Source organism: Stenotrophomonas sp. STEN054 (assembly GCF_056854535.1).
Genome location: NZ_JBXFWG010000006.1, coordinates 100515 through 124333, shown reverse-complemented (window position 1 = coordinate 124333; position 23819 = coordinate 100515). Strand labels below are relative to the sequence as shown.

Below are 23819 nucleotides of genomic sequence, written 5' to 3'. Positions count from 1 at the left end.
TACCGGATACCACCAGGAGCATCACGTGCATCGTCGTTCCCTCGTTGTCCGTCTGCTCCTGCTGCTGGTCGCGGTGGTAGCTTTCCCCGCTGCCGCTGCGCCCTTGCAGGCGCAGTGGGAATTCCGCCTGTCGCCCGGCGATGCCCAGGGTGCCAGCCATCCGGGCCTGCAGCAGTGGCGGACGGCCATGGTGCCCGGCAGCGTGCACACCGACCTGCTGGCCCACGACCTGATCCGCGATCCCTACGTGGGCGCCGCCGAAGCCGATCTGCAATGGATCGGCCTGGCCGACTGGGAGTATCGCGCGCGCTTCGATGTGGACGCGGCCACCCTGGCCAAGCCCAACGCCGAACTGCGCTTCGACGGTCTGGACACCTACGCCGAGGTCTCCCTCAACGGCAAGCCGCTGCTGCGCGCGGACAATGCGCACCGCACCTGGCACGCGCGTGTAGAGGGGCAACTGCGCGCCAGGGACAACGAGCTGCTGGTCGTGTTCCGCTCACCGATCCGCACGCTGCTGCCCCGCGTGGAGGCGATGCCACACAAGATCGCCGGCAATTATCCCTCGCCCTACGGTGACGAGCCGAAGGACGCGATGGTCGGCAACTTCGCACGCAAGCCGGCCTATCACTTCGGTTGGGACTGGGGCCCGCGTTACGTCACCGCTGGCGTCTGGCGTGGCGTTGACCTGCAGGCCTGGGATGCGCACCGGCTGACCGACCTGGCCGTTCGCACCGATGCGCTGGATGCGCGGCTGGCGAAGCTTGCCGTGCAACTGCAGGTGGAGCAGGGCAGCGCCGCCGGTTCGGCCGTGGTGGCTGTGGACGTGCGCGACCCGGACGGCCGCAGCGTGGCCCAGCTGCAGCGCAGCGTGCTGCTGAAGCCGGGGGCGAACACCGTCGAGATTCCCGTTGAACTGGCTGATCCGCGGCGCTGGTGGCCGGTTGGCCACGGCGCGCAGGAACGTTACACCGTGCAGGCACGCCTGGATGGTGGCCGTTCCGCCGAGCTGGCGCGCGAGCAGCGCATCGGCCTGCGCACCGTCGAGCTGCGGCGGGAGGAGGATGGCAAGGGCGGGCAGGGCTTCGCTTTTGTCATCAACGGCGCGGAGATCTTCGCCAAGGGCGCGAACGTGATTCCCTTCGATGCCTTCCCTGCACGGGTCGAGGCCGCCCGCCTGCGCCAGGTGCTGACCGCTGCGCGCGACGCCAACATGAACATGCTGCGCAACTGGGGCGGCGGCTACTACGAGGACGACGCGTTCTTCGACATCGCCGACGAGCTGGGCCTGCTGGTCTGGCAGGACTTCATGTTCGGTGGCGGCATGCAGCCGGGCTACGACCCCGTGTTCCGCGCCAGCGTGGTGGCCGAGGCGCGCGACAACGTGCGCCGGCTGCGCCACCACCCCAGCATCGTGCTGTGGTGTGGCAACAACGAAGAAGAGACCGCCTGGAAGGACTGGGGCCACGGCCGCGACCTGAAGGCCGCCGATCCTGCGCTCGCTGCCCGCGTCTGGCAGGGCTATGTCGATCTGTTCGGCAAGGACCTGCGCCAGGTGGTGGGCGAGGAGGGACTGGGCGTGCCGTACTGGTCCAGTTCGCCCAGCAACGATCTGGACGAAAAGGCCAACGATTCCACCCGCGGCGACAAGCACTACTGGCAGGTCTGGGGCAATCCGGCGCTGCCGGTGCAGGCCTATCTGCGCGAGACGCCACGCTTCATGTCCGAATACGGCCTGCAGGCCTGGCCGTCGCTGGCGACGGTTGACCAGATCGCCAGCCGCGACGAGCAGGGCATCGACAGCCCGGTGATCCGCGCGCACCAGAAGTTCATGGCCGGCGAGGGCAACAGCCGCCTGCTGCATTACATCGCACTGGGCTACGGCACGCCGAAGGATTTCGAGGATTTCGTCTACCTCAGCCAGGTCATGCAGGCCGATGGCATCGCGCTGGCGGCGCTGCATCATCGCGCCTCGCGGCCGTACACGATGGGTTCGCTGTACTGGCAGCTCAACGATGTATGGCCGGGTGCCTCATGGTCCAGCGTCGATTACTTCGGGCGCTGGAAGGCCCTGCACTTCGCCGCACGGCGCTTCTTCGCGCCGGTGACGCTGGCAGCGCTGCGCGATGCGGGACGCACGCGGGTGCGCCTGATCAACGACGGTAGCGCCGCCGACGCACGCTGGCGGCTGCGGGTGATGGACGTGGAGGGCAAGGTGCTGCGCCGACGCGAGGTGCCGGTGACGTTGGCCGCTGCCGGTGTGAGTGCCGTCGGCGACTTCGCCGATGCCGAACTGCTGGCGGGCGCCGACCCGAAGCGCACCGTGGCGGTGTTCGAGCTGCTGCAGGATGGCAAGGTAAGTGCACGCCAGGTGGTTGGCTTCGTCGAAGCCAAGGACCAGATGCTGCCGCGCCAGGCATTGAAGGCGGTGCTGGCCATCGACGGCGACCACTACCGGTTGCGACTGCAGAGCGCGGCCTACGTGCGTTCGGCATGGATCGACTTCGGGGCCCTGGACGTGCAGGTGGAAGACAACCTGCTGGACCTGCTGCCGGGGGAGACCCGCGACATCGCCGTGCGCGGCGCGGTGGACCTGGTAACGCTGCGCGAAGCCCTGAAGATAAAGACCCTCAACGACCGTTGAGAAAAAGGGGACGGAGGGGTTTAAGTCGTTTGTGGCCCATGTATGCCACAAAGAACTTAAACCCCTCCGTCCCCTTTTCCTTGCTTACAGCTGGATCTGCTGGAAATTCTCGACGCGGTCGTGGCCGTTGGCAGCCTGGCCGGTGCGCGGCATCGGGTAGTCGTCCAGGCGGTCGATCAGGCGCGTCTGCAGGCCGGCCTCGCGGGCGGCATCCAGTTCTTCCACCACGTCCGACAGGAACAGGACCTCGCCGGCCGGCACGCCGATGGCCTGCACGATGCGGCGGTAGCTGTCCGCCTCGCGCTTGCCGCCGATCTCGGTATCGAACCAGCCCGACACCAGCGGGCTGAGATCACCGGCGTCGCTGAAGCCGAAGAAAAGTTTCTGCGCCGGCACCGAACCGGAGGAATACACGTACAGCGGCAGGCCCGAGGCATGCCAGCCCTTCAGCACCGGCGCCACTTCCGGGTAGAAGTGCGCGGTGTAGTCGCCGCGGCGGTAGCCGGCATCCCAGATCAGGCCCTGCAGGGCCTTCAGCGCGGTGTGCTTGCGGTCCTGGTCGATCCAGCCCTGCAGCGTCTCGGCCACCAGGCTGTCCTGGCAGGCGCCACCGATCTCGGTGGCCACCGCATCCAGCCAGCGGCGGACGCCGGGCTGCTGGCCGTGCTCGGCGACGAACGCCGGCAGCGCCTGGCGGGCATAGGGGAACAGCACGTTCTTGACGAACGAAATGCTGCTGGTGGTGCCTTCGATATCGGTCAGGATGACGCGGGGCTGCATGGATCAGGACGCCTGGGTGGGAACGTAACGGGGGAATTTCTGCGCGATGTCGGTGCCGGTGAAATGACCAACCCAGCCATCCGGCTCGGTGAAGAAGCGGATGGCCACGAAGCTCGGCTCATCGCCCATGTCGAACCAGTGGGTGGTGCCATCGGGCACGGCGATCAGGTCGTCCTTCACGCACTCGATCTCATAGACCTTGTCGTCCACGTGCAGGGTGAACAGCCCGGAGCCTGCGACGAAGAAACGCACCTCGTCTTCCTTGTGGAAGTGCTCGTCGAGGAACTTCTTCCGAAGCTCGGCGCGGTTCGGGTTGTCCGGGGCGATCGAGGCCACGTCCACGCTCTTGAAGCCGTGTTCGGCAACGAGGCGGTCGATGTCCGCACGGTAGGCGGCGAACACTTCGTCCTGGCTGGCGCCCGGCGCGACCGGCGCGGTGGCCTGCCAGCGTTCGAAAGTGACGTCGATCTTCTTCAGTTCGGCGGCGATGGTCGCGCCGTCCTGGGTATCCAGCAGCGGCGATTCAGGGCGGATGTCGTCGTAGATGCGCAGTCGGCTCATGGCGGCAGCTTGAACGTCTCGGGGGGAAGACAGGGTAACAGGGGGGTGAAGGGGTGCAGATTCCGGTTTGGAATCTGCACCCCGGCGCAGGCTCAGCCGCGCAGCTTGCGCAGTTCCAGTTCGCAGTGGAACAGGAACTCGAAGGCTTCCATGTGACGGCGCGCTTCGGCCATGTCGCGGCCCCAGGCGTACAGGCCGTGGCCGTCGATCAGGTAGCCCCACAGCGGCTGGGTATCGAGCAGGGCATCGACCTGCGCCGAGAGCACGTTCATGTCCTGGGTGTTGGCGAACACCGGCACGTCGATGGCCATTTCGTGGGTGCTGTTGCCGGCGAAGGCCTTCAGCAGCTCGTAGCCTTCGATGCGGATGTGGCCCTGCGGCGCGTACAGGCGCGAGGCGATGGTCTGCACCGGCGAGTGGGTGTGCAACACGCAGCCGATCTCCGGGAAGCGGCGGTACAGCTGGGTGTGCAGCAGGGTCTCGGCGGACGGGCGCAGCGGGCGGCCGACGGCCAGGCCGTCGAAGTCCACCACCATGATGTCGTCCTCGATCAGGCGGCCCTTGTCCTTGCCCGAGACGGTGATCGCGGCGTGGCGGTCGTCCAGTCGGTGGGAGAAGTTGCTGCTGGTGGCCGGGGTCCAGCCGGCGTGGGCCAGCTCACGGACGTTGTCGATCAGCAGCTGGGCCAGTTCGCTCAGGCGCGCGGTGTCGTAGGGGAAGGTGGGGGCGTTCATGCGGTCGATTTTACTGGATTCGGCCAACGGCTGAGCCCCTCGTGGCTGGTTGGTCGCGGAACGCGGGTTCCCGGGTTTGGCCGGGCGGGTGGGCTGCGCAGGGGGCGCCGTGAATCCGTCCCTGGAGGCTTGTGAGCGCCATCCATGGCGCTCGCACCCCCGCGCAACCCACCCGCCCGGCCACGGACAGGTTCCGTGCGTACCAGCCACGGAATGAAGAAGGGAGGGCAGAAGCGGGTCGCGGCGCTGCGCTTGCTCGGAGCGGAGCATGGCTCCGCTCTACAGAAGACTCATCGACCGGAGAGAAATCATTCCCCGGACGAATTCATCCACGCATGGCGTGGATCTACCGGGCGGAGCATGGCTCCGCTCCACAGAGGATTCATCGACCGGAGACAAACCATTACGAGATCCGACCTCGTGCCGACCAACGGTCGGCACCCACCAACAGCAGCAAGAGAGTGTCGAAGGCGGGGAGGGGTGAGGATGCGGGGGCGTGAGCCGCATGGATGCGGCGACCGAGCTTACAGGGACGTACTTGCAGCATCCCCCGCAATCTCACCCCTTCCCGCCAAACCCTCAACCCCGCTGTTGCTCTGGACGTTAGCTTGTGCTGCAAAAGCGGGTGCAGGGCCGCAGGCCCTGCAACACCCAAAACCTTACTGACCCCGCAGGCGGCTGTGCCTGAACCCGTAACCGAAATAAATCACGAACCCGAGCACCGTCCACACGCCCATCAGCATCCAGTTGTGCAGCGTCATCGCCGACAGCAGCGCCAGGCAGCTCAGCACGCCCAGCGAGCAGATCAGCCATGCCATCGGCATCCGGAACGGACGCGGCAGGTCCGGCTGCGTGCGGCGCAGGATCAGCACGCCCGCACACACCGCCGCGAACGCGATCAGCGTACCCATCGAGGTCAGTTCACCCAGGATGTCCAGCGGGAACAGCGCCGCCAGCAGGGCAATGCCGATGCCGGTGATGACCGTATTGATGTGCGGGGTGCGGTACTTGGGATGGATCTTGGTGAACACCGGCGGCAGCAGGCCGTCGCGGCCCATGATCATGAAGATGCGCGGCTGGCCGATGATCATCACCAGCACCACCGAGGACAGGCCGATCAGGGCGCCGACCTCGACCACCCAGCGCAACCAGCCCAGCTGCGGGTGCGCGGCCACGGCGGTCACCACCGGCTCGTCGGTGCCCAGCAGCGGGTAGGGCACCAGTCCGGTCATCACCGCCGCCATGGCGATGTACAGCACCGTGCAGATCACCAGCGACACCATCATGCCGAAGGGCATGTCGCGCTGCGGATTCTTCGATTCCTGCGCCGCCACCGACACCGCCTCGAAGCCGATGTAGGCGAAGAACACCATCGCCGCGCCGCGCAGCACGCCTTCCATGCCGTACTTGCCGGGGCCTTCGTTGGCCGGGATGAACGGGGTCCAGTTGCTGGTGTCCACGTACTTCCAGCCGACCACGATGACCAGGATGATCAGGCCGGTCTTCAGCACGACCATCGCCATGTTCATCGCCGAGGACTTGCTGATGCCGACGTAGCACAGCCAGGTCAGCAGCAGCACCAGGCCGGCCGCAGGCAGGTTGGCGATGGCGCCGGTCGGGCGCAGCTGCGCGTCCAGTGGCGCACTGACCAGTGACGCAGGTAGATGGATGTCGAACTGGCTGAGCAGGCTGAGGAAGTAGCCCGTCCAGCTGACCGCCACCGCCGATGCCGAGACGCCGTACTCCAGCACCAGCATCCAGCCGATGAACCAGGCCGAGAGCTCGCCGAAGGTGGCGTAGGTATAGGTGTAGGCGCTGCCCGAGACCGGCACCATCGAGGCGAACTCGGCGTAGGCCAGCGCGCAGAAGGCGCAGCAGATGGCCGCCAGCACGAAGGACAGCATGATGGCCGGGCCGGCGTGGTTGGCCGCGGCCTGGCCGGTGATGACGAAGATGCCGCCGCCGATCACCGCGCCGATGCCCAGGGCGGTCAGGCCCCACGGGCCGAGGTGGCGGCGCAGGCTCAGGCCGTTGGCGTCTTCATGGGCGGCATGCGGGTGCTTGGTGGCCCACAGTTGCTTGAACATGGATGTCGATCTTTTCGAAGCGCGCCGCTGCCGGCGCGCGGGGAGAAACGGACGGGCCGGCGCAGGGGCCGGCCCGTAGGCACATCAGGAGGACTTGGCCAGCTTGCTGTTGCGGATGCCGTAGCCGAGGTAGATCAGCAGGCCCAGCACGGTCCAGCCCACGAACAGGTGCCAATGCACCACGAACGCCTGCCAGAACAGGAACAGGCAGGTGGCCGCGCCCAGCGGGCAGATGATCCAGACGGCCGGCACGCGGAACGGGCGATGCAGGTCCGGCTTGCTGTAGCGCAGGACCAGCACGCCGATGCAGACGGTGGCGAAGGCCAGCAGGGTGCCCATCGAGACCAGTTCACCCAGCACGTTCAGCGGCACCAGGCCAGCCAGCGCCGCGGCGATCACGCCGACCACGATCGTGGCCCAGTACGGGGTGCGGAAGCGGGCATGGACCTTGCCGAAGAACTTCGGCAGCAGGCCGTCGCGGGAGATCGTGTAGGCGATGCGGGTCTGGCCCATCATCATCACCAGGATCACCGAGGACAGGCCGGCGATGGCGCCGATCTCGACCGCGGTCTTCAGCCAGGCCAGCTGCGGGAAGCCTTCCAGCGCGGTGGCCACCGGCTTGTCGGTACCCAGCAGGTGGTACGGCATCATGCCGGTCAGCACCGCGCAGACGATGATGTAGACGATGGTGCACACGGCCAGCGAGCCGAGCAGGCCGATCGGCATGTTGCGCTGCGGGTCCTTGGTCTCGCCGGCGGCGGTGGAGACCGCATCGAAGCCGATGTAGGCGAAGAACACGATGGTGGCGGCGCGGAAGATGCCGCTCCAGCCGAACTCGCCCGGGCCGGTGTTTTCAGGGATGAAGGGGTGCCAGTTGCCCGGATCGATATGCGCCGCGCCGATGCCGATGAACAGGCAGATGACGGTGACCTTGATGGCCACGATGATCGCGTTGACGAAGGCCGACTGGGTCACACCGACATACAGCAGGCCCGAGACCGCCGCGATGATCAGCACCGCCGGCAGGTTGAACAGCTTGCCGGAGGCGACGAACTCGCTGCCGGTCCAAGCGATCGGTGCTGCGCTGAGCGCGTCCGGGAAGGGCATGTTCAGCGTGCTGGTGACGAAGCTGATCAGGTAGGCCGACCAGCCCACCGCGACCGAGGCCGAGGCGAACAGGTACTCCAGCACCAGGCACCAGCCGATGAACCAGGCCATGCCTTCGCCGAGGGTGGCATAGGAGTAGGAGTAGGCGCTGCCGGAGACCGGCATCATCGCCGCGAACTCGGCGTAGCACAGGCCCGCCAGCGCGCAGGCAAAGCCGGCGATGACGAACGAGAGCATGACTGCCGGGCCGGCATGGTTGGCCGCGGCCTGGCCGGTCAGCACGAAGATGCCTGCGCCGATCACCGCACCAATGCCGAGCATGATGAGGTGTTTCGCCGTGAGGGTCCGTTTCAACGTGGCTTCGCCGTCCAGGCTGCCTTCGATGGGTTCGCCAGCATCGACGTGCCCGGCCGGTTGGACCGGCTTGACCCTCAACAGTGCTTTCAGCATGCAGAACTTTCCTGGTGATCGGATTGGGGCCGCCGATGCGTTGCCGACGGCCTGGAATGATGAAGACCGTGCGAACGGCCCGCTGTACCTTAGCCAAAGCTGAAGCCACCGCACAAGCGCAATCGCAACAATGAACGGCGATAATGAGCAGTATTTTTCCGATATCCCCGCATTCATGAACCAACCCGCCGAATCCCTTGCCGCGCTTGACGATCGCCTGCGTGGGCTGCTGCAGGACTACGCCCGCCGTGAGCCATCCCACGACGCGCTGGCTGCCGGATTCAGCACATTGATCGACGATTCGGAAGATCCTTTCTGCCGGGAACGTCTGGCTGGACACTTCACGGCCAGCTGCTGGCTGGTCAGTGCCGATGGCCAGCGGCTGCTGCTGACCCACCACCGCAAGCTGCAGCGCTGGCTGCAGCTGGGTGGCCACGCCGACGGCGACCGCGACCTGGCCCGGGTGGCGCTGAAGGAAGGGGAAGAGGAATCCGGGCTGAGCGGCCTGGTGCTGGACGACCCGGCCATCTTCGACCTGGACAAGCACTGGATTCCCGAGCGCAAGGATGTGCCCGGCCACTGGCACTACGATGTGCGTTTCGTGATCCGTGCCATGGGTGGCGAGGGCTTCGTGCTCAGCGGGGAATCGCTCGACCTGGCCTGGCGCCCGGTGGCCGAGGTCGCCGCGGATCCGGCCTCGGACGAATCGATGCAGCGCATGGCCAACCGCTGGCTGGCCCGCTGAAGCATTCCGCCGGGCATGGCCCGGCGCTACCGTCGTGCGGGCCGGGCCACGCCCGGCGACGCCTTCATCAATACAGGATACGGGTGCGCAGGGTGCCGGGGATCGCGGCCAGCTCGTCACGCACGGCGCCGGCCTGTTGCTCGCTGGCGGTGATGTCGATCACCACATAGCCCACCTTCGGATCGGTGCGCAGGAACTGGCCGTCGATGTTGACGTTGAGCCGCGAGAATATCTCGTTGACCTTGGACAGCACGCCCGGCACGTTCTGGTGGATGTGCAGCAGGCGCAGGCTGTCGGCGTGTTCGGGCAGGGTCACTTCCGGGAAGTTGACCGCCGACAGGGTGCTGCCGTTGTCGCTGTAGCGCACCAGCTTGGCCGCCACCTCGATGCCGATGTTGTCCTGCGCTTCCAGCGTGCTGCCGCCCACGTGGGGGGTCAGGATCACGTTGTCGTGGCGGATCAGCGGCGATTCGAAGAAATCGCCATTGCCCTTGGGTTCGACCGGGAACACGTCCAGCGCGGCGCCACCGATGTGGCCGCTGGCCAGGGCCGCGTCCAGCGCATCGATGTCGACCACGGTGCCGCGTGCGGCATTGATCACGTGGGCACCGGGGCGCATTTTCGCCAGCTCGGTGGCGCCGATCATCCACTGCGTGGACGGGGTTTCCGGTACGTGCAGGGTGACGATGTCGGCGCGCGCCAGCAGGTCGTCCAGACTGGCCGCGGCACGGGCATTGCCCAGTGACAGCTTGGTTTCCACGTCGTGGAAGATCACCTGCATGCCCAGCGATTCAGCCAGAACGCCGACCTGGGTGCCGATGTGGCCGTAGCCGATGATGCCCAGGGTCTTGCCGCGCACTTCATGGCTGCCACTGGCCGACTTCGACCAGCCGCCACGATGGCATTCGGCGTTCTTCTGCGGAATGCCGCGGGTCAGCATGATCGCTTCGGCGATGACCAGCTCGGCCACGCTGCGGGTGTTGGAATAGGGGGCGTTGAACACCGGGATGCCGGCCAGCTCGGCCGCATCCAGGTCGACCTGGTTGGTGCCGATGCAGAAGCAGCCCACCGCGATCAGGCGCTTGGCCTCGGCCAGCACCTCGGCGCTGAGCTGGGTGCGCGAGCGGATGCCGACGATGTGCGCCTCGGCGATGCGCGCCTTCAGTTCGTCTTCCGGCAGCGCCTTGCTGTGCGCTTCGATCTGGCTGTAGCCGGCGGAGGTGAATACCTCCACGGCGGTCTGGCTGACCCCCTCCAGCAACAGCACGCGGATATCCTGCTTGGGGAACGAAGTCTTCTTCGGCGACATGGTGCGGCACGGCCAGTGGGACAGGGGCTGACCACTATGCCAGATCGCCGGGGCCATGGTGCAGTGCAGAAATAGTTGCATTCGCAGCCATCTGCAGGCGGTTGCCGGGGCTGGACGCTGGCCCGCGCCGCTGGCACGCTTGCCCGTTCTTCACGCAACGCGCTGGACTGTCATGACCGATTCCCGCATCGCCTCGCTGCAGCAGGCCTGTCCCGGCCTGAAGCTGAAGACCGACCCTGCCGACCTGGAGCATTACGGCCGCGACTGGACCCGGCGCTGGACGCCGGCGCCGCTGGCCATTGCCCTGCCGGCAACGGTCGAGGAGGTGCAGGCGGTGATGCGCTGGAGCGCGGCCGAGGCCGTGGCGGTGGTGCCCTCAGGCGGCCGCACCGGCCTGTCCGGCGGCGCGGTGGCGGCCAACGGCGAGCTGGTGCTCAGCCTGGAACGGATGAACAAGGCGCTGTCCTACGACGCCGCCGACCGCACCCTGGTGGTGCAGGCGGGCATGCCGCTGGAGGCGCTGCACAACGCCGCGCTGGAACACGGCCTGATCTATCCGGTGGATTTCGCGGCGCGTGGCTCTTGCTCGATCGGCGGCAACATCGCCACCAATGCCGGCGGCATCCGCGTGATCCGCTACGGCAATACCCGCGAATGGATCGCCGGGCTGAAGGTGGTCACCGCCAGTGGCGAGCTGCTGGAACTCAACAAGGGCCTGATCAAGAACTCCAGCGGCTACGACTTCCGCCAGCTGATGATCGGCTCCGAGGGCACGCTGGGCGTGATCGTCGAGGCCACGGTGAAGCTGACCGACCCGCCGCCGGCCAGCAACGTGATGCTGCTGGCGGTGCCCAGCTTCGACGTGCTCATGCAGGTGTTTGCCGCGTTCCGTGCACGCCTGCAGCTGCAGGCCTTCGAATTCTTCACCGAGCGCGCGCTCGAACACGTGCTGGCGCACGGTGCGCAGGCGCCGTTCGACGAGGTGCACCCGTATTACGTGGTCACCGAGTTCGCCGCCAATGACGAGGCGCAGGAGGCAGCGGCCATGGCGGCCTTCGAGGATTGCATGGGCAATGGCTGGGTCAGTGATGGCGTGATCAGCGCCAGCGACGCCCAGGCGGCCCAGCTGTGGCGCCTGCGCGAGGGCATCACCGAGGCGGTGGCGCGCTACAAGCCCTACAAGAACGACGTGTCGGTGCGGATCTCGGCGATGCCGGCGTTCCTGGCCGAGACCCAGGCGCTGATCGGCGAGGCGTATCCGCACTTCGACGTGGTCTGGTTCGGCCACATCGGTGACGGCAACCTGCACATCAACGTCCTGAAGCCCGACGACACCACTGACGCCGATTTCGTAACGCAGTGCGAGCACGTGACCAAGCTGCTGGCGCAGGTGCTGGCGCGCTTCGATGGCAGCATCTCGGCCGAGCACGGCATCGGCCTGGTCAAGAAGGGCTACCTGGACAGCACGCGCGGATCGGCGGAAATCACGCTGATGAAGGCGGTCAAGCGTGCGTTCGATCCCGACGCGCGGCTGAATCCAGGCAAGCTGTTCGACGTCTGATGCAGGCAAAGACTTCACGCAACCATTACGCTCCCCGCATACCCACTGATGGCCTGACCACGATGACCCGTCCGCTTCTGCTGCTCGCCCTGCTGTCCCTGCCGCTGGCCGGCTTCGCTTCCAGCTTTGCCGGCTCGTCGGCCGGTACGTCGGCCGGTTCGGCCTCCGCTTCGTCCGCAGGTACCTCGGGCAGCAGTTCGGGTAATGACAAGGTCGTGCGGGCTGCGCGCGACGACGCGGCTGCCTTCGTTGCCAGCGATGGCCAGATCCGTGGCGCGCGCCTGCAGGCGGCGCTGGTGCACCTGCGCGAGCAGGATGCCGCTGCCCAGCAGCAGAGCGACCTGCAGCTGGCCCGCGCGCTGCTGGCGCGCTGATCCACGTCGCGTGACAGGCCCGGCATCGCTCCCTGTAGAGCTGAGCCATGCTCGGCTGGACCTGCAACGCGGACCCGCGGCAACGGCAGCCGAGCATGGCTCGGCTCTACAGAAGCGCGCCGGGCGTACGCGCGCGATCACGACAGCCACGCATGGCGTGGCGCTACTGCTGATCGCGCATGCCGTGCACGCCGCCGATCGCCTGCAGCTCGACCCGACCGGACTGAGCGAGCCGCAGCAGCACCTTGCCCGGCAGACGCTGGACGACGTGCAGGCGCTGCTGCCGGATGGCCTGCTGCGTGCCTTGCCCGCGCAGGTGCGGGTGTCGTGGCGCGATGATCTGCCGGCTCAGGTACACGGCCGCGCATTCGCCGGGCGCATCGCCCTGCGCCTGGACCTGCTGGATGACAGCCAGGCAGGTGCGCGCCGTGCGCGCCGCAGCGCAATGATCCATGAACTGACCCACGTTGCCGACAGCAGCGGCGCGAACTGGTCGCGCAGCGCGCGCTGGCGCGACCTGGCCGGCTGGCAGCGCAGGCCGTGGCACCTGGGGCGTGGCGCCAATCATTTCAGCGACCGCAGCCCGGATCCCTACGAGCTGCAGGACCCCGCCGAATACCTGGCGGTGAATGCCGAGCGCTTCGTCCTCGATGCCGAATTCGCCTGTCGCCGGCCGGCCATGGCGCGGTGGTACCAGCAGCACTTCGGGACGCCGCCGTCGCTGCCGACGACGCAGTGCGAGCGTACCGTGCCGCTGCTGCAGGCCGAGGAAGAGGAGGGCGCCGCGTCGCTGCTGCAGCTGGACCCTTCGCGCGTCTATGCCGTGGACTACCTGCTGGCCGAAGGCAGTGCGCAGCCGATGAGCCGCTGGGGCCACAGCATGCTGCGGCTGGTGATCTGCCGCCCGGGCCGCGTGCCGGGGCCCGCCTGCCGGCTGGATCTGCAGTACCACCGTGTCCTGTCCTTCCGCGCCTTCGTCGGCGACGTGCAGATTTCCAACTGGCGCGGCCTGACCGGCGGCTATCCATCGCGCCTGTACGTGCTGCCGCTGCAGCAGGTGGTGGACGAGTACACCAAGGTCGAGCTGCGGGGCCTGCAGTCGTTGCCGTTGAAACTCGACCGCAGCGAGGTCACCAGCCTGCTCGAGCGCACTGCGCAGGTGCACTGGAGCTATGACGGGCGCTATTACTTCGTCAGCAACAACTGTGCGGTGGAAACGGCCAAGCTGCTGCAGGCCGGCGTGCCGCGGTTGGGCGAGGCGGGCCTGGCCCAGCTGAGCCCGCGTGGCCTGCGCCGCCGTCTGGCGCGGCTGGAGGTGCTGGATGCGCGCGTGCTGGATGATCCTGCCACTGCGCAGGCGCAGGGCTACTACTTCGCATCGGCACGCGATCATTACCAGCAGCTGTTTGCGGTCGCGGCGGCACAGAGTGCATTGCCAGCGGCAGACGTTCGGGGCTGGCTGAAGCTGCCCGCGCGGCAGCGCGCGCCGTGGCTGCAGCAGGGCGATGTGCGCGCCAGCGCCGGGTTGCTGCTGCTGGAGCAGGCCGCGCAGCGCCGCGCCGAGCTGCGCGCGCGCGATACCTTGAAGCGTCGCCTGCTGGCGGCGCCGGACGGCCCGGCAACCGCGCAGCTGCGTGGCCTGCTGGAACAGAGCGGGCAGTGGCTGCGGCCAGGCCGGCTGCTGGCCGAGGCCGGGTACGGGTTGCCGCTGGCCGAGGAGCAGGCCGTGGTCGCCGAAGCCGTGACCGCCGCCAGTGCCGCGGCCGTACCCGCCTGGCAGTTGCTGCGCCAGCAACTGCGGGCAGAGCTGCCTGCCGGACAACGGCAGGAGCTGGATGACATCGATGCCAACCTGGCCGCACTCGGTCATCGAATGCGGGAGCAGGCAGCGGGCGTGGCCGTTCGCTGATTGCCGCCTGCGCGGGGCTGCGGTCAGGCGGCTTTCAGGCCCTGCCGTTGCCAAGGTGGTACGGTCAGGTGTCCTCAGCAGTATCGACAAGGAGTCGAGCCATGCGTACAGCTCCCAGCCTGTTGGCTGCCTCCCTGGGCATCATCCTCACCGCGTGCCAGCCGACACCAGCGCCCGCCGCAGCGGCAGGCGCCGACCTGCCAGCGCCCGTGCCTGGGCCGGCGGCGGACAGTGCCGCCGCAAGCGAAACCGAAGGCAACGGCAGCGCAGGCACCGCGGCCTTCCGTGCCAGCGGCAACGAACCCGGCTGGCTGGCCGTGGTCGACGGCGAGGCGCCAGGCCTGCAGGTCGAGGTGGACTACGGCGAGCGCCGTTTCCAGGTTGCCGCACCCACCGCGGGCGCCGATGGCTGGGCCGGCAAGGCCGCCGATGGCACGCCCATCAAGCTGAGCTTCCAGCGCACCACCTGCCAGGACGGCATGAGCGGCGAATCATTCGAGGCCAAGGCGATGCTGACCATCGGCGCGCACCAGTACCACGGCTGCGGCAACTTCGGCGGTAAATAAGCGCAATCTTGTAGAGCCGAGCCAATGCTCGGCTGCGCCTCGCCCGCGATGCATCAGCAGAAGCAGCCGAGCATGGGCTCGGCTCTACACAAGGACGGTAGCGCCGGACCACGCCCGGCGCGGGGTACTTAGTCCGCGCGGCCGGCGAATTCGCCGGTGGCGGTGTTCACCAGCACACGTTCACCGTTGGCGATGTACTCCGGCACCATGATTTCGATGCCGGTGTTCAGCTTGGCCGGCTTCGGGCGCTTGGTGGCGGTGCCGCCCTTCAGTTCCGGCGGGGTCTCGATCACTTCCAGCACGACCGAGGCGGGCAGCTGGATCGCCACCGGCTGCTCGTCGATGACCTGCACGTAGATGCCGGTCAGGCCGTCGGTGATGTAGCCGGCGTCGTCACCGATCACGTCGGCGTCGAGGGTGTAGGGGGTGTAATCCTCGTCATCGAGGAACACGAACGCATCGCCGTCCTTGTACGAATAGGTGGACTGGCGGCGCAGCAGTTCGACTTCGATCAGGTTGTCGTCGGCATCGAAGCTGGCATCGAGCTTGTTGCCGCCCGGCACGCTGTACATGATGAAGCGGAAGCGGACGTTGCCGCCGCGGCCCTGCGGCGAGCTGCGCTCGATGTCGCGGATCTGGTACACGCCGTTGTTGTACTCGACGACGTTGCCCTTCTTGATGTCGTTGGCTTTCATGATGTTGTTGGTCGTTGGGGGTGGGCGCCGTCCCGGCGCCCGGGGGATTCACTTCGGAGCGAGGCGGGTAGCGCCGTCCAGGCGGATGGTCTCGCCGTTGAGATAGGTGTTGCCGAGGATGAAGCCGACCAGGCTGGCGAAATCATCCGGCTTGCCCAGGCGCGACGGGAACGGGATGGAGGCGGCCAGCGACTGCTGCACGGCCTCGGGCATGCCGTCCACCATCGGCGTCCAGAACACGCCCGGTGCGATGGTGTTGACGCGGATGCCGAAGCGCGAGAGCTCGCGGGCCATCGGCAGGGTCATCGACACCACGCCGCCCTTGCTGGCGGCATAGGCGGCCTGGCCGATCTGGCCTTCGTAGGCGGCGATGCTGGCGGTGTTGATGATCACGCCGCGCTCGCCGTCGTCGCCGGCCTCGTTGTGCTGCATGCGGTTGGCCGCGGCCTTGGCCACGTTGAAGCTGCCGACCAGGTTGACCATCACCGTGCCCTGGAAGCCGGCCAGCGGCATCGGACCCTCTTTGCCCAGCACGCGGCCGGCACCGAGAATGCCGGCGCAGTTCATCGCCACGTTCAGGCCGCCGAGGAAGTCGTGGGCCTGGTCGATGGCCGCGGCCACGGCCGCCTCATCGCTGACGTTGACGTTGAAGTAGCGGGCCGAGCCGGCACCCAGATCGACCACGGCGGCCGCGCCCTTGTCGTCGTTGAGATCGAACAGGGCGACCTTGCCGCCGTTGGCGACCAGGTGTTGGGCCACGGCCAGGCCGAGGCCGGAGACGCCGCCGGTGATCACGGCACGTACGGAAGACAGCTGCATTGAACGGTCCTGCAGGTTCGAGAACCGCCGATTCTAACGGAAGCCACGGCGCGCGCTGTTGTGCGCTGCTGCAAAGCGTTATGCGCCCCGATGCACCGCAGCCAGGCATGGCCTGGCTCTATTTGTCGACTCCCCGGTGCACCGCAGCCAGGCATGGCCTGGCTCTACTCGGCCACGCCCCGGGCCATGCCGGGCAGGTCGCGCCCGCGCAGCCGCCGCTCGAACTCGCCGGCGGGCAGGCCCGGGGCGAACAGGAAGCCTTGGCCGACGCTCACCCCCAAACCCAACAGGCACTGGCGCTGCGCTTCGGTCTCCACGCCCTCGGCCACCACCCCCAGGCCCAGGCTGCGGGCGATCGCGCAGACCGCCTCGCACACCGCCACGTCCGAGCGGTTGCGGGGGATGCCCTCGACGAACAGCTGGCTCAGCTTCAGGCCGTGGATCGGCAGCCGGCGCAGGTAGTTCAGCGCGCTGTAGCCCTCGCCGAAGTCGTCGATGGTCAGCATCACGCCCATTTCGCGCAGGCGGGCGAAGGTGCGCAGGGTGTCCGGTGCGTCCTCGATCAGCACCCGCTCGGTGAACTCCAGTTCCAGCACCGTGCCGGGCAACTCGAACTCGTCCAGCACCTGGCGTACCCAGCGGGCCAGGTCCTCGCCGACGAACTGCCGCCAGGACACGTTGACCGCCACCCGCATTGTCTCCAGGCCATCATCCTGCCATTGCCGCACCTGCCGGCAGGCCTCGCGCAGCGCCCACTGGCCGATCCGCACGATGTCGCCGGTGTGCTCGGCGTGGCCGATGAACAGGTCCGGGCGCATCTGCCCCAGCTGGCCGTTGTGCCAGCGCATCAGCGCCTCGCAGCCGGTGATGGCGCCGGTGCGCAGGTTGATCTGCGGCTGGTAGACCAGGCGGAACTCATCGCCGTCCAGCGCCTTGTGCAGCCGGCTCTCGATCTGCAGGCGGTCGTTCTGGCGCTCGGCCAGTTCCTGCGAGAACACGTGCCAGCCGTTGCGGGTGCGGCGCTTGCACTCGTACATGGCGGTGTCGGCGTTCTGGATCAGCTGCTGCGGGCGGTCGCCGTCGCCCGGGGCCTTGGCGATACCGATGCTGGCGGTTACCTGGAACTCGTCGCTGCCCAGCCTGAAGGGCGCGGAGAACGCGGCGGTGATGTGTTCGGCCAGTTGCTCGGCCTGGTCGGGCTGGTCGCGCAGGTCGCAGATCACCAGGAACTCGTCGCCACCGAAGCGGGCGAGGAGGCCTTCGGTGCCGATGGCCGTGGCGATGCGCCGGGTCGCTTCGATCAGCAGCTCGTCGCCGGCGTTGTGGCCGAGCAGGTCGTTGACCACCTTGAAGCGGTCCAGGTCGATGTACAGCACCGCCACCCGGTCGTGGCCCGGGCTGCCCATGCGCACGCCGAGGTCGGTGAGCACCGCATCGCGGTTCATGATGCCGGTCAGCGGGTCGGTGCGCGCCTGCACGCGCAGGGTCTCTTCGGCCTGCTTGCGTTCGGTGATGTCCTGCACCGTGCCGGTGATGCGCGCGGCATCGACGTCACCGGTGGAGACCTCGCCGATCATCCGGATCCAGAACGAGTGGCCGTCGCGGCGCTGGCCCTGCAGTTCCAGGCCGAAGCTGCTGCGGTGTTCGATGGTGTCGGCCAGGGCCTGCTGCAGGGAGGCGCGGTCATCGCTGCGCAGGCAGTCCAGCAGGTCGGTCATGTCCTGCAGGTCGTCGGGCTGGCCGACGATGCGACGCGCCTCGTCGGTCAGGTACAGGCGCTGCAGGCTGCGGTCCCATTCCCAGCCGCCGATGTGCGCCAGCGACTGCGCCCGCGCGAACAGCAGGTTGTTGCGCTTCAGCTCGGTGATGTCGCTGAACATCGAATAGACATGGTCGGCCTGGTCGCAGCCGGTGCCGAACACCGGCACGTTGGTGGTCGACAGCCACAGCATGCGCCCGCGCGGGCGGTGGTACAGGCCGATGATCGTGCTGCGGATGACCCGCCCGGCCTGGAAGCAGCGGATGGCCGGCCACTGTGCCTGGGTGAGGGTGTTGCCATGCTCGTCGACGATCAGCCAGGCCTCGGGGTCGAGCAGGGTGTCGAAGGGATTGCCGTTGGTGGCGATGCCGAGGATGCGATGCGCGGCCGGGTTGGCCGAGATCACCCGCAGGGTGCGGTCGAACAGGATCACGCCCTTGTCGATCGATTCCATCAGCAGGCGGTAGCGCGATTCGGCACGCCAGCGGCCGCTCAGGTCGCGCGCCACAGCCACGATGCAGGGCTGGCCACGGTCCTGGAAGCTGGCCGAATGCACCTCTACCGGGAAGCGGCTGCCATCGCCGCGCATGTTGGTCACTTCGATGACATAGGTGTCGCCGCGGTTCAGCGCTTCCCAGACCGGCTGCAGGTGGTCGCTGGGCAGGTCGGGATTGAGCAGTTCGATCGGCTGGCCGACGATGGCCTCGCGGGGGCGGTCATAGGCATGGACGCCGGCCCGGTTGACGTCCAGCACCACGCCATCGGCGCTGAGGATGCTGACCGGGTCGGGCACCGCATCGAACAGGGCGGCGTAACGCTCCTGTGCCTCGCCCATGCGCAGGCGGGCGTCGATCAGTGCCTCCATCGCCTGGCGCAGCAGGCGTGCCTGCGCGGCGGGCGGGGCGTCCGCCAACGCGGCCTGCAGTGCGGCCAGCGCGTCGTCGGTCACGGCGGATGCTTCGCCGTAGGCCGGAACGTCGCGCGGGCCGCTGTCGTTCATGTCGCCGCCAGGGCCTGCCCGACCCGGCTTGCGGTGGCGCGACCGAGCAGGCCGGCCAGCCAGCACCCGGTTTCCGCCAGGGCCGGCAGGTCCACGCCGCATTCCAGGCCCAGGCCCTGCAGCAGGTAGACCACGTCCTCGCTGGCCACGTTGCCGCTGGCGCCCTTGGCATAGGGGCAGCCGCCGGCGCCGGACACCGCGCTGTCGACCACGCGCACGCCTTCCTCCAGGCAGCTGGCGATGTTGGCGACGGCCTGGCCGTAGGTATCGTGGAAGTGCACGGCCAGAGCGCTCATCGGGATCTCGGCGGCGACCGCCTTCAGCATGGCCCGCGCCTTCTGCGGGGTGCCGACGCCGATGGTATCGCCCAGCGAGATTTCGTAGCAGCCCATCTCGTGCAGGGAACGCGCCACGCGCACCACGTCGGCCAGCGGCACTTCTCCCTGGTAGGGGCAGCCGAGCACAGTGGAGACGTAGCCGCGCACGCGCACCCCGTCCTCGGCGGCACGGCGCAGGATCGGCGCGAACCGGGCCAGCGACTCGTCGATGCCGGCATTGGTGTTGGTGCGGTTGAAGGCCTCGGAGGCAGCGGTGAATACCGCCACTTCCTGCACGCCCACGGCGCGCGCACGGTCATAGCCCTGCTCGTTGGGGACCAGCACCGGGTAGGCGATGCCGGGGCGGCGGTCGATGCCGGCATAGACCTCGGCCGCATCGGCCAGCTGCGGGACCCAGCGCGGGCTGACGAAGCTGGTCGCTTCGATGGTGCGCAGGCCGGTGGCGGACAAGCGGTCGATCAGGGCGATCTTGTCGGCGGTGGCCACCGCCTGCTTTTCGTTCTGCAGGCCGTCACGCGGGCCCACTTCCACGATGCGGACGAAATCGCTCATCGGCGCACCTCCATGGCGGGCAGGGTGGGGCGGGCGGCAGGTGCGGAAGCGGGTGCGATCACGGGGGTTCCTGGAGAACGGGGGCGGCCCAGTCTCCACCGGGCTGCCAACAGGGATACGCAGGTCGGCCGCGAAAGCGGCCACATTCCTGCGCGCGAATCAGTCCGGGCGGTGGCAGACCGCTTCGATGTTGTTGCCATCGGGGCAGATCACGAAGGCGCCGTAGTAGTCGGGGTGGTACCACGGGCGCAGGCCCGGGGCGCCGTTGTCGCGGTCCCCGGCTGCCAGTGCGGCGGCGTGGAAGGCATCGACCTCGGCGCGGCTGCCGCAGGCGAAGGCCACGTGCACGCCTTGGCTGGGGCTGCCGCCGTTGCCGATCCAGAAGATTGGCTTGCCGTTGCTGCCGAAGCCCACGTGGTCGTGGTCGCCGGTCTGCTCGGCGGTCACTTCCATCACCAGGCCGATGCCCAGCGGCGCCAGTGCCTGCAGGAAGAACGCCTTGCTGCGTGGCAGGTCGGCGCTGCACAGGCCGATGTGGTCGAGCATGTCAGGCCTCCGTCACCCAGTGCGGCGCGCGCTTGTCGAGAAAGGCGCCCAGCCCTTCCTGGCCCTCGGCCGACACCCGCAGGCGCGCGATCAGGGCGGCATTGTCGCGATCCAGCGTGTCACGGTCGTGGCTGTCGCGGACCTGGCGGACCAGTTCCTTGGCCGAAGACGAGGCGATCGGGCCGGCCTTATCCAGCAGGGCCAGCTGGCGATGGACGGCGTCGCCCAAGCGTTCGGGCTCGACCAGCTGGTGGACCAGGCCGATGCGCAGGGCGGTTTCCGCATCGAAGTGTTCGCCGGTGGCGAACCATCGGCGGGCCTGGCGCGGACCGATGGCCTCGATCACGTAAGGCGAGATCACCGCCGGCAGTAGGCCCAGGCGGCTCTCGGTCAGGCCGAAACGGGCCGCGCTGGTGGCGATGGCGATGTCGCAGCAGGCGACCAGGCCGACGCCGCCACCGAAGGCTGCACCATGGACCCGTGCCAGGGTCGGCTTGGGCAGCTCGTCCAGGGTGCGCATCAGGCATGCCAGGGCCAGTGAATCCTCGCGGTTCTCAGCCTCGCTGGCGGCGGCCATGCCGCGCATCCACTGCAGGTCGGCACCGGCGGAGAAGGACGCGCCGTGGCCGGCCAGCACAACCACCCGCACCGCCGGGTCGCGACCGGCGGCTTCCAGGGCAGCGGTCAGGCGGGCGATCAGGCCCGCGTCGAAGGCATTGTGCAGCTCCGGCCGGTTCAGCCAGAGGGTCAGGACGGCGCCATCGCGCTCGATCAGCAAAGCATCGTTCATGGGATTCCGGGGTTACTCAATACCTGTATGGATCATAGCGGGCCACTGGCCATGGGCCATGACGCGACGCGGGAATGTTAGAATCGAGAACCATTTACATCCAGCTGAGATCGCGGTAGATGACGCTGTCAGAACTGCCCCTGCACACCCCGGCCGTGGTCGATTCCGTGCAGGACCTGCACGCCAACGACCCCATCGCCCGGCGCCTGCGCGAGCTGGGCTTCGTCAGGGGCGAGGAAGTGCGCCTGGTGGCCAAGGGGCCGGTCGGCGGTGAACCGCTGCTGGTGCAGGTCGGGTTCACCCGTTTCGCGCTGCGTATCAGTGAAGCCAAGCGGATCGTCATCGACCCCGCCCGTGTGGAGTCCCGTGCATGAATGCTGCCGTCAACGCCGGTCCCCTGCGCATTGCGCTGGTCGGCAATCCCAACAGCGGCAAGACCGCGCTGTTCAACCAGCTGACCGGCAGCCGGCAGAAGGTCGCCAACTACACCGGCGTCACCGTCGAGCGCAAGGAAGGGCGCCTGCGTGCGCCGTCCGGTCGCGAGTTCGCCGTACTCGACCTGCCGGGCGCCTACAGCCTGCAGCCGGCCAGCCTGGATGAGGCGATCACCCGCGACCTGTGCCGGGGATTCTATCCGGGCGAGGCCGCGCCGGACGTCCTGCTGTGCGTCATCGACGCCACCAACCTGCGCCTGCACCTGCGCTTCGCGCTGGAACTGCGTGAGCTGGGCAAGCCGATGGTGATCGCGCTGAACATGGTGGACGCGGCCCAGCGCCGTGGCATCCGCATCGACGTGGCCGCGCTGGAACGCGAGATCGGCGTGCCGGTGGTGGAGACCGTGGCCGTGCGCAAGCAGGGCGCCAAGGCCCTGGTCGACCGCCTCGATGCGATGGTGCCGCGCCTGCATGCGCCGCTGGCCGGCGTCGAGGGCGGCATCGATTACCACGCCAAGGTGCGCAGCATCCTTGCGGCGGCCGTCAGCATGCCCGCGCGCACCGCGAAGATCGACGACACCCTGGACCGCTGGCTGCTGCACCCGGTGTTCGGCCTGGTCACCCTGGTGGTGGTCATGTTCCTGATCTTCCAGGCGGTGTTCGCCTGGGCCACGCCGTTGATGGATGGCATCGAAGCGGGTTTCGGCTGGTTGGGCGAATTCGTCGGCGGCGTGCTGCCCGAGGGTCCGCTGACCAGCCTGCTGACCGACGGCATCATCGCCGGCCTCGGCGGGGTGGTGGTGTTCCTGCCGCAGATCCTGATCCTGTTCGCCTTCATCCTGGCGCTGGAGGAGTCCGGCTATCTGCCGCGCGCGGCCTTCCTGCTTGATCGCATGATGGCGGGCGCCGGCCTGTCGGGCCGTTCCTTCATCCCGCTGCTGTCCAGCTTCGCCTGTGCAGTGCCGGGCATCATGGCCACCCGCAGCATCCAGGACCCGCGTGATCGCCTGGCGACCATTCTGGTCGCGCCGCTGATGACCTGCTCGGCACGACTGCCGGTGTACGCGCTGCTGATCGGTGCGTTCATTCCGGCCGGCAAGGTGGGCATCTTCAACCAGCAGGGCCTGGTGCTGTTCGGCCTGTACGTGGCCGGCATCCTCAGCGCGCTGGTGATGTCGTGGGTGATGAAGAAGTGGCGCCGCGACAAGAGCGAGCACCCGCTGATGCTGGAGCTGCCGTCCTACCGCCTGCCGCACGTGCGCGACCTGGCCGTGGGCCTGTATGAGCGCGGCATGATCTTCCTGCGCCGGGTGGGCGGCATCATCCTGGCCCTGACCATCCTGCTGTGGGTGTTGCTGACCTTCCCGGGCGCCCCGGCCGACGCCACCGTGCCGGCCATCGATTACAGCTACGCCGGCCAGATCGGCCATGCGATGACCGCGATCTTCGCGCCGCTGGGCTTCAACTGGCAGATCTGCATCGCGCTCATTCCGGGGCTGGCCGCGCGCGAAGTGGCGGTCTCCTCGCTGGCCACGGTCTACGCGCTGTCCGCGGCCGATGACGATGCGGCCATCTCGGCGCTGTCGCCGGTGGTGGCCGATGGCTGGTCGCTGGCCACCGGCCTGGCGCTGATGGTGTGGTTCATCTATGCACCGATGTGCATTTCGACGCTGGCCACCATCAAGCGCGAAACCAATTCGTGGAAGACGATGGGCTTCTCGGCGCTGTACCTGTTCGCGGCGGCCTACGTGGCGGCACTGATCACCTACCAGGTGGCCGTGGCGCTGGGAGGCGGCTGATGGACGCCGGCCTGCTGATCCAGTACCTCATCGTCGCGGTGGCCGTGCTGGCCAGCGTGTGGGTGGTGATGAAGAAGCAGTTTCCGGGTACCACGCGCAGGCTGCGCAGCACGCTGGCACTGGCCCTGCTGAAGCCGGGCCGTGCCGCATGGATGCGGGGCCTGGGGCGGAAGATCGCGCCCCCGGCCAGCGGCGGCGGTGGCGCCTGCGGTGGCTGCGACAGCTGCGGGCCGACGAAGAAGTAGAGGCGAGCTTGCTCG

21 protein-coding genes are annotated in these 23819 nt (G+C 68.1%); 9 read left to right on the top strand and 12 right to left on the bottom strand.

Features of this window, described 5'->3' with window-relative positions:
* The first annotated feature begins 25 nt into the window (after window positions 1-25).
* Window positions 26-2644, top strand: coding sequence for a beta-mannosidase (locus tag AC1VXD_RS03970; RefSeq protein ID WP_482990937.1), 2619 nt, complete (start codon window positions 26-28; stop codon window positions 2642-2644).
* A gap of 84 nt (window positions 2645-2728) precedes the next feature.
* Here the strand turns inward: AC1VXD_RS03970 and mtnC are convergent, their stop codons facing one another.
* The 5 genes from mtnC to AC1VXD_RS03945 form a co-directional block, all read right to left on the bottom strand.
* On the bottom strand, window positions 2729-3424 hold the full coding sequence (mtnC, locus tag AC1VXD_RS03965; RefSeq protein WP_482990936.1) for an acireductone synthase: 696 nt from the start codon (window positions 3422-3424) through the stop codon (window positions 2729-2731).
* Window positions 3425-3427: 3 nt separating this feature from the next.
* On the bottom strand, window positions 3428-3985 hold the full coding sequence (locus tag AC1VXD_RS03960) for a 1,2-dihydroxy-3-keto-5-methylthiopentene dioxygenase (RefSeq protein WP_482990935.1): 558 nt from the start codon (window positions 3983-3985) through the stop codon (window positions 3428-3430).
* Between the two features lie 92 nt (window positions 3986-4077).
* On the bottom strand, window positions 4078-4719 hold the full coding sequence (locus tag AC1VXD_RS03955; RefSeq protein ID WP_108770673.1) for a methylthioribulose 1-phosphate dehydratase: 642 nt from the start codon (window positions 4717-4719) through the stop codon (window positions 4078-4080).
* A 659-nt stretch (window positions 4720-5378) separates the two neighbouring features.
* Window positions 5379-6806, bottom strand: a complete 1428-nt coding sequence (locus AC1VXD_RS03950; RefSeq protein ID WP_482990934.1) for an amino acid permease — start codon at window positions 6804-6806, stop codon at window positions 5379-5381.
* A gap of 84 nt (window positions 6807-6890) precedes the next feature.
* A complete protein-coding gene (locus tag AC1VXD_RS03945; protein WP_482990933.1) occupies window positions 6891-8363 on the bottom strand; it encodes an amino acid permease in 1473 nt (490 codons plus the stop codon).
* Between the two features lie 130 nt (window positions 8364-8493).
* On the opposite strand from AC1VXD_RS03945, the gene AC1VXD_RS03940 reads away from it, so the two are divergent.
* On the top strand, window positions 8494-9108 hold the full coding sequence (locus tag AC1VXD_RS03940; RefSeq protein ID WP_482990932.1) for an NUDIX hydrolase: 615 nt from the start codon (window positions 8494-8496) through the stop codon (window positions 9106-9108).
* Between the two features lie 67 nt (window positions 9109-9175).
* Here AC1VXD_RS03940 and serA read toward each other — a convergent pair whose 3' ends face one another.
* On the bottom strand, window positions 9176-10417 hold the full coding sequence (gene serA, locus AC1VXD_RS03935) for a phosphoglycerate dehydrogenase (protein WP_482990931.1): 1242 nt from the start codon (window positions 10415-10417) through the stop codon (window positions 9176-9178).
* Between the two features lie 172 nt (window positions 10418-10589).
* On the opposite strand from serA, the gene AC1VXD_RS03930 reads away from it, so the two are divergent.
* From AC1VXD_RS03930 to AC1VXD_RS03915, 4 genes are all read left to right on the top strand, one after another.
* Window positions 10590-11978 carry an FAD-binding oxidoreductase gene (locus AC1VXD_RS03930; protein WP_482990930.1) on the top strand — a complete coding sequence of 463 codons (1389 nt, stop codon included), beginning with the start codon at window positions 10590-10592 and terminating at the stop codon, window positions 11976-11978.
* A gap of 62 nt (window positions 11979-12040) precedes the next feature.
* On the top strand, window positions 12041-12352 hold the full coding sequence (locus tag AC1VXD_RS03925; protein WP_482990929.1) for a DUF2388 domain-containing protein: 312 nt from the start codon (window positions 12041-12043) through the stop codon (window positions 12350-12352).
* A 10-nt stretch (window positions 12353-12362) separates the two neighbouring features.
* Window positions 12363-14261: a DUF7844 domain-containing protein gene (locus tag AC1VXD_RS03920; protein ID WP_482990928.1), complete on the top strand. Its 1899-nt coding sequence runs from the start codon at window positions 12363-12365 to the stop codon at window positions 14259-14261.
* 101 nt (window positions 14262-14362) lie between these two features.
* Window positions 14363-14827 (top strand): hypothetical protein, encoded by a 465-nt coding sequence (locus AC1VXD_RS03915; protein WP_482990927.1) that lies wholly within the window; start codon window positions 14363-14365, stop codon window positions 14825-14827.
* A 128-nt stretch (window positions 14828-14955) separates the two neighbouring features.
* On the opposite strand, the gene yeiP is transcribed toward AC1VXD_RS03915, so the two are convergent.
* From yeiP to AC1VXD_RS03885, 6 genes are all read right to left on the bottom strand, one after another.
* Window positions 14956-15522: an elongation factor P-like protein YeiP gene (gene yeiP, locus AC1VXD_RS03910; RefSeq protein WP_482990926.1), complete on the bottom strand. Its 567-nt coding sequence runs from the start codon at window positions 15520-15522 to the stop codon at window positions 14956-14958.
* A gap of 48 nt (window positions 15523-15570) precedes the next feature.
* Complete coding sequence (locus AC1VXD_RS03905; protein ID WP_482990925.1) at window positions 15571-16341, bottom strand: SDR family oxidoreductase; 771 nt, start codon at window positions 16339-16341, stop codon at window positions 15571-15573.
* A gap of 164 nt (window positions 16342-16505) precedes the next feature.
* Window positions 16506-19100 (bottom strand): sensor domain-containing protein, encoded by a 2595-nt coding sequence (locus tag AC1VXD_RS03900; RefSeq protein WP_482990924.1) that lies wholly within the window; start codon window positions 19098-19100, stop codon window positions 16506-16508.
* Window positions 19097-19990, bottom strand: a complete 894-nt coding sequence (locus AC1VXD_RS03895; RefSeq protein ID WP_482990923.1) for a hydroxymethylglutaryl-CoA lyase — start codon at window positions 19988-19990, stop codon at window positions 19097-19099. The genes AC1VXD_RS03900 and AC1VXD_RS03895 overlap by 4 nt, the downstream gene beginning before the upstream one ends.
* A gap of 159 nt (window positions 19991-20149) precedes the next feature.
* Window positions 20150-20536: a VOC family protein gene (locus tag AC1VXD_RS03890; RefSeq protein ID WP_482990922.1), complete on the bottom strand. Its 387-nt coding sequence runs from the start codon at window positions 20534-20536 to the stop codon at window positions 20150-20152.
* Window position 20537: 1 nt separating this feature from the next.
* Window positions 20538-21326, bottom strand: coding sequence for an enoyl-CoA hydratase-related protein (locus AC1VXD_RS03885; protein ID WP_482990921.1), 789 nt, complete (start codon window positions 21324-21326; stop codon window positions 20538-20540).
* A gap of 119 nt (window positions 21327-21445) precedes the next feature.
* On the opposite strand from AC1VXD_RS03885, the gene AC1VXD_RS03880 reads away from it, so the two are divergent.
* Genes AC1VXD_RS03880 through AC1VXD_RS03870 form a run of 3 tightly spaced genes read left to right on the top strand, consistent with a single transcriptional unit; the run spans window position 21446 to window position 23804 of the window.
* Window positions 21446-21700, top strand: a complete 255-nt coding sequence (locus AC1VXD_RS03880; protein WP_482990920.1) for a FeoA family protein — start codon at window positions 21446-21448, stop codon at window positions 21698-21700.
* Complete coding sequence (gene feoB / locus AC1VXD_RS03875) at window positions 21697-23559, top strand: ferrous iron transport protein B (RefSeq protein WP_482990919.1); 1863 nt, start codon at window positions 21697-21699, stop codon at window positions 23557-23559. The genes AC1VXD_RS03880 and feoB overlap by 4 nt, the downstream gene beginning before the upstream one ends.
* Window positions 23559-23804: a DUF6587 family protein gene (locus AC1VXD_RS03870; protein ID WP_482990918.1), complete on the top strand. Its 246-nt coding sequence runs from the start codon at window positions 23559-23561 to the stop codon at window positions 23802-23804. The genes feoB and AC1VXD_RS03870 overlap by 1 nt, the downstream gene beginning before the upstream one ends.
* Window positions 23805-23819: the final 15 nt, after the last annotated feature.

Excerpts from the sequence above, each read along its gene's own strand:
- AC1VXD_RS03930 (WP_482990930.1), top strand. The coding sequence starts at position 10,590 with ATGACCGATTCCCGCATCGCCTCGCTGCAGCAGGCCTGTCCCGGCCTG.
- yeiP (WP_482990926.1), bottom strand. The coding sequence starts at position 15,522 with ATGAAAGCCAACGACATCAAGAAGGGCAACGTCGTCGAGTACAACAAC.
- AC1VXD_RS03955 (WP_108770673.1), bottom strand. The coding sequence starts at position 4,719 with ATGAACGCCCCCACCTTCCCCTACGACACCGCGCGCCTGAGCGAACTG.
- AC1VXD_RS03880 (WP_482990920.1), top strand. The coding sequence starts at position 21,446 with ATGACGCTGTCAGAACTGCCCCTGCACACCCCGGCCGTGGTCGATTCC.
- AC1VXD_RS03945 (WP_482990933.1), bottom strand. The coding sequence starts at position 8,363 with ATGCTGAAAGCACTGTTGAGGGTCAAGCCGGTCCAACCGGCCGGGCAC.
- AC1VXD_RS03915 (WP_482990927.1), top strand. The coding sequence starts at position 14,363 with ATGCGTACAGCTCCCAGCCTGTTGGCTGCCTCCCTGGGCATCATCCTC.
- feoB (WP_482990919.1), top strand. The coding sequence starts at position 21,697 with ATGAATGCTGCCGTCAACGCCGGTCCCCTGCGCATTGCGCTGGTCGGC.
- AC1VXD_RS03960 (WP_482990935.1), bottom strand. The coding sequence starts at position 3,985 with ATGAGCCGACTGCGCATCTACGACGACATCCGCCCTGAATCGCCGCTG.
- AC1VXD_RS03950 (WP_482990934.1), bottom strand. The coding sequence starts at position 6,806 with ATGTTCAAGCAACTGTGGGCCACCAAGCACCCGCATGCCGCCCATGAA.
- serA (WP_482990931.1), bottom strand. The coding sequence starts at position 10,417 with ATGTCGCCGAAGAAGACTTCGTTCCCCAAGCAGGATATCCGCGTGCTG.
- AC1VXD_RS03890 (WP_482990922.1), bottom strand. The coding sequence starts at position 20,536 with ATGCTCGACCACATCGGCCTGTGCAGCGCCGACCTGCCACGCAGCAAG.
- AC1VXD_RS03870 (WP_482990918.1), top strand. The coding sequence starts at position 23,559 with ATGGACGCCGGCCTGCTGATCCAGTACCTCATCGTCGCGGTGGCCGTG.
- AC1VXD_RS03895 (WP_482990923.1), bottom strand. The coding sequence starts at position 19,990 with ATGAGCGATTTCGTCCGCATCGTGGAAGTGGGCCCGCGTGACGGCCTG.
- mtnC (WP_482990936.1), bottom strand. The coding sequence starts at position 3,424 with ATGCAGCCCCGCGTCATCCTGACCGATATCGAAGGCACCACCAGCAGC.
- AC1VXD_RS03925 (WP_482990929.1), top strand. The coding sequence starts at position 12,041 with ATGACCCGTCCGCTTCTGCTGCTCGCCCTGCTGTCCCTGCCGCTGGCC.
- AC1VXD_RS03940 (WP_482990932.1), top strand. The coding sequence starts at position 8,494 with ATGAACGGCGATAATGAGCAGTATTTTTCCGATATCCCCGCATTCATG.
- AC1VXD_RS03885 (WP_482990921.1), bottom strand. The coding sequence starts at position 21,326 with ATGAACGATGCTTTGCTGATCGAGCGCGATGGCGCCGTCCTGACCCTC.
- AC1VXD_RS03905 (WP_482990925.1), bottom strand. The coding sequence starts at position 16,341 with ATGCAGCTGTCTTCCGTACGTGCCGTGATCACCGGCGGCGTCTCCGGC.
- AC1VXD_RS03900 (WP_482990924.1), bottom strand. The coding sequence starts at position 19,100 with ATGAACGACAGCGGCCCGCGCGACGTTCCGGCCTACGGCGAAGCATCC.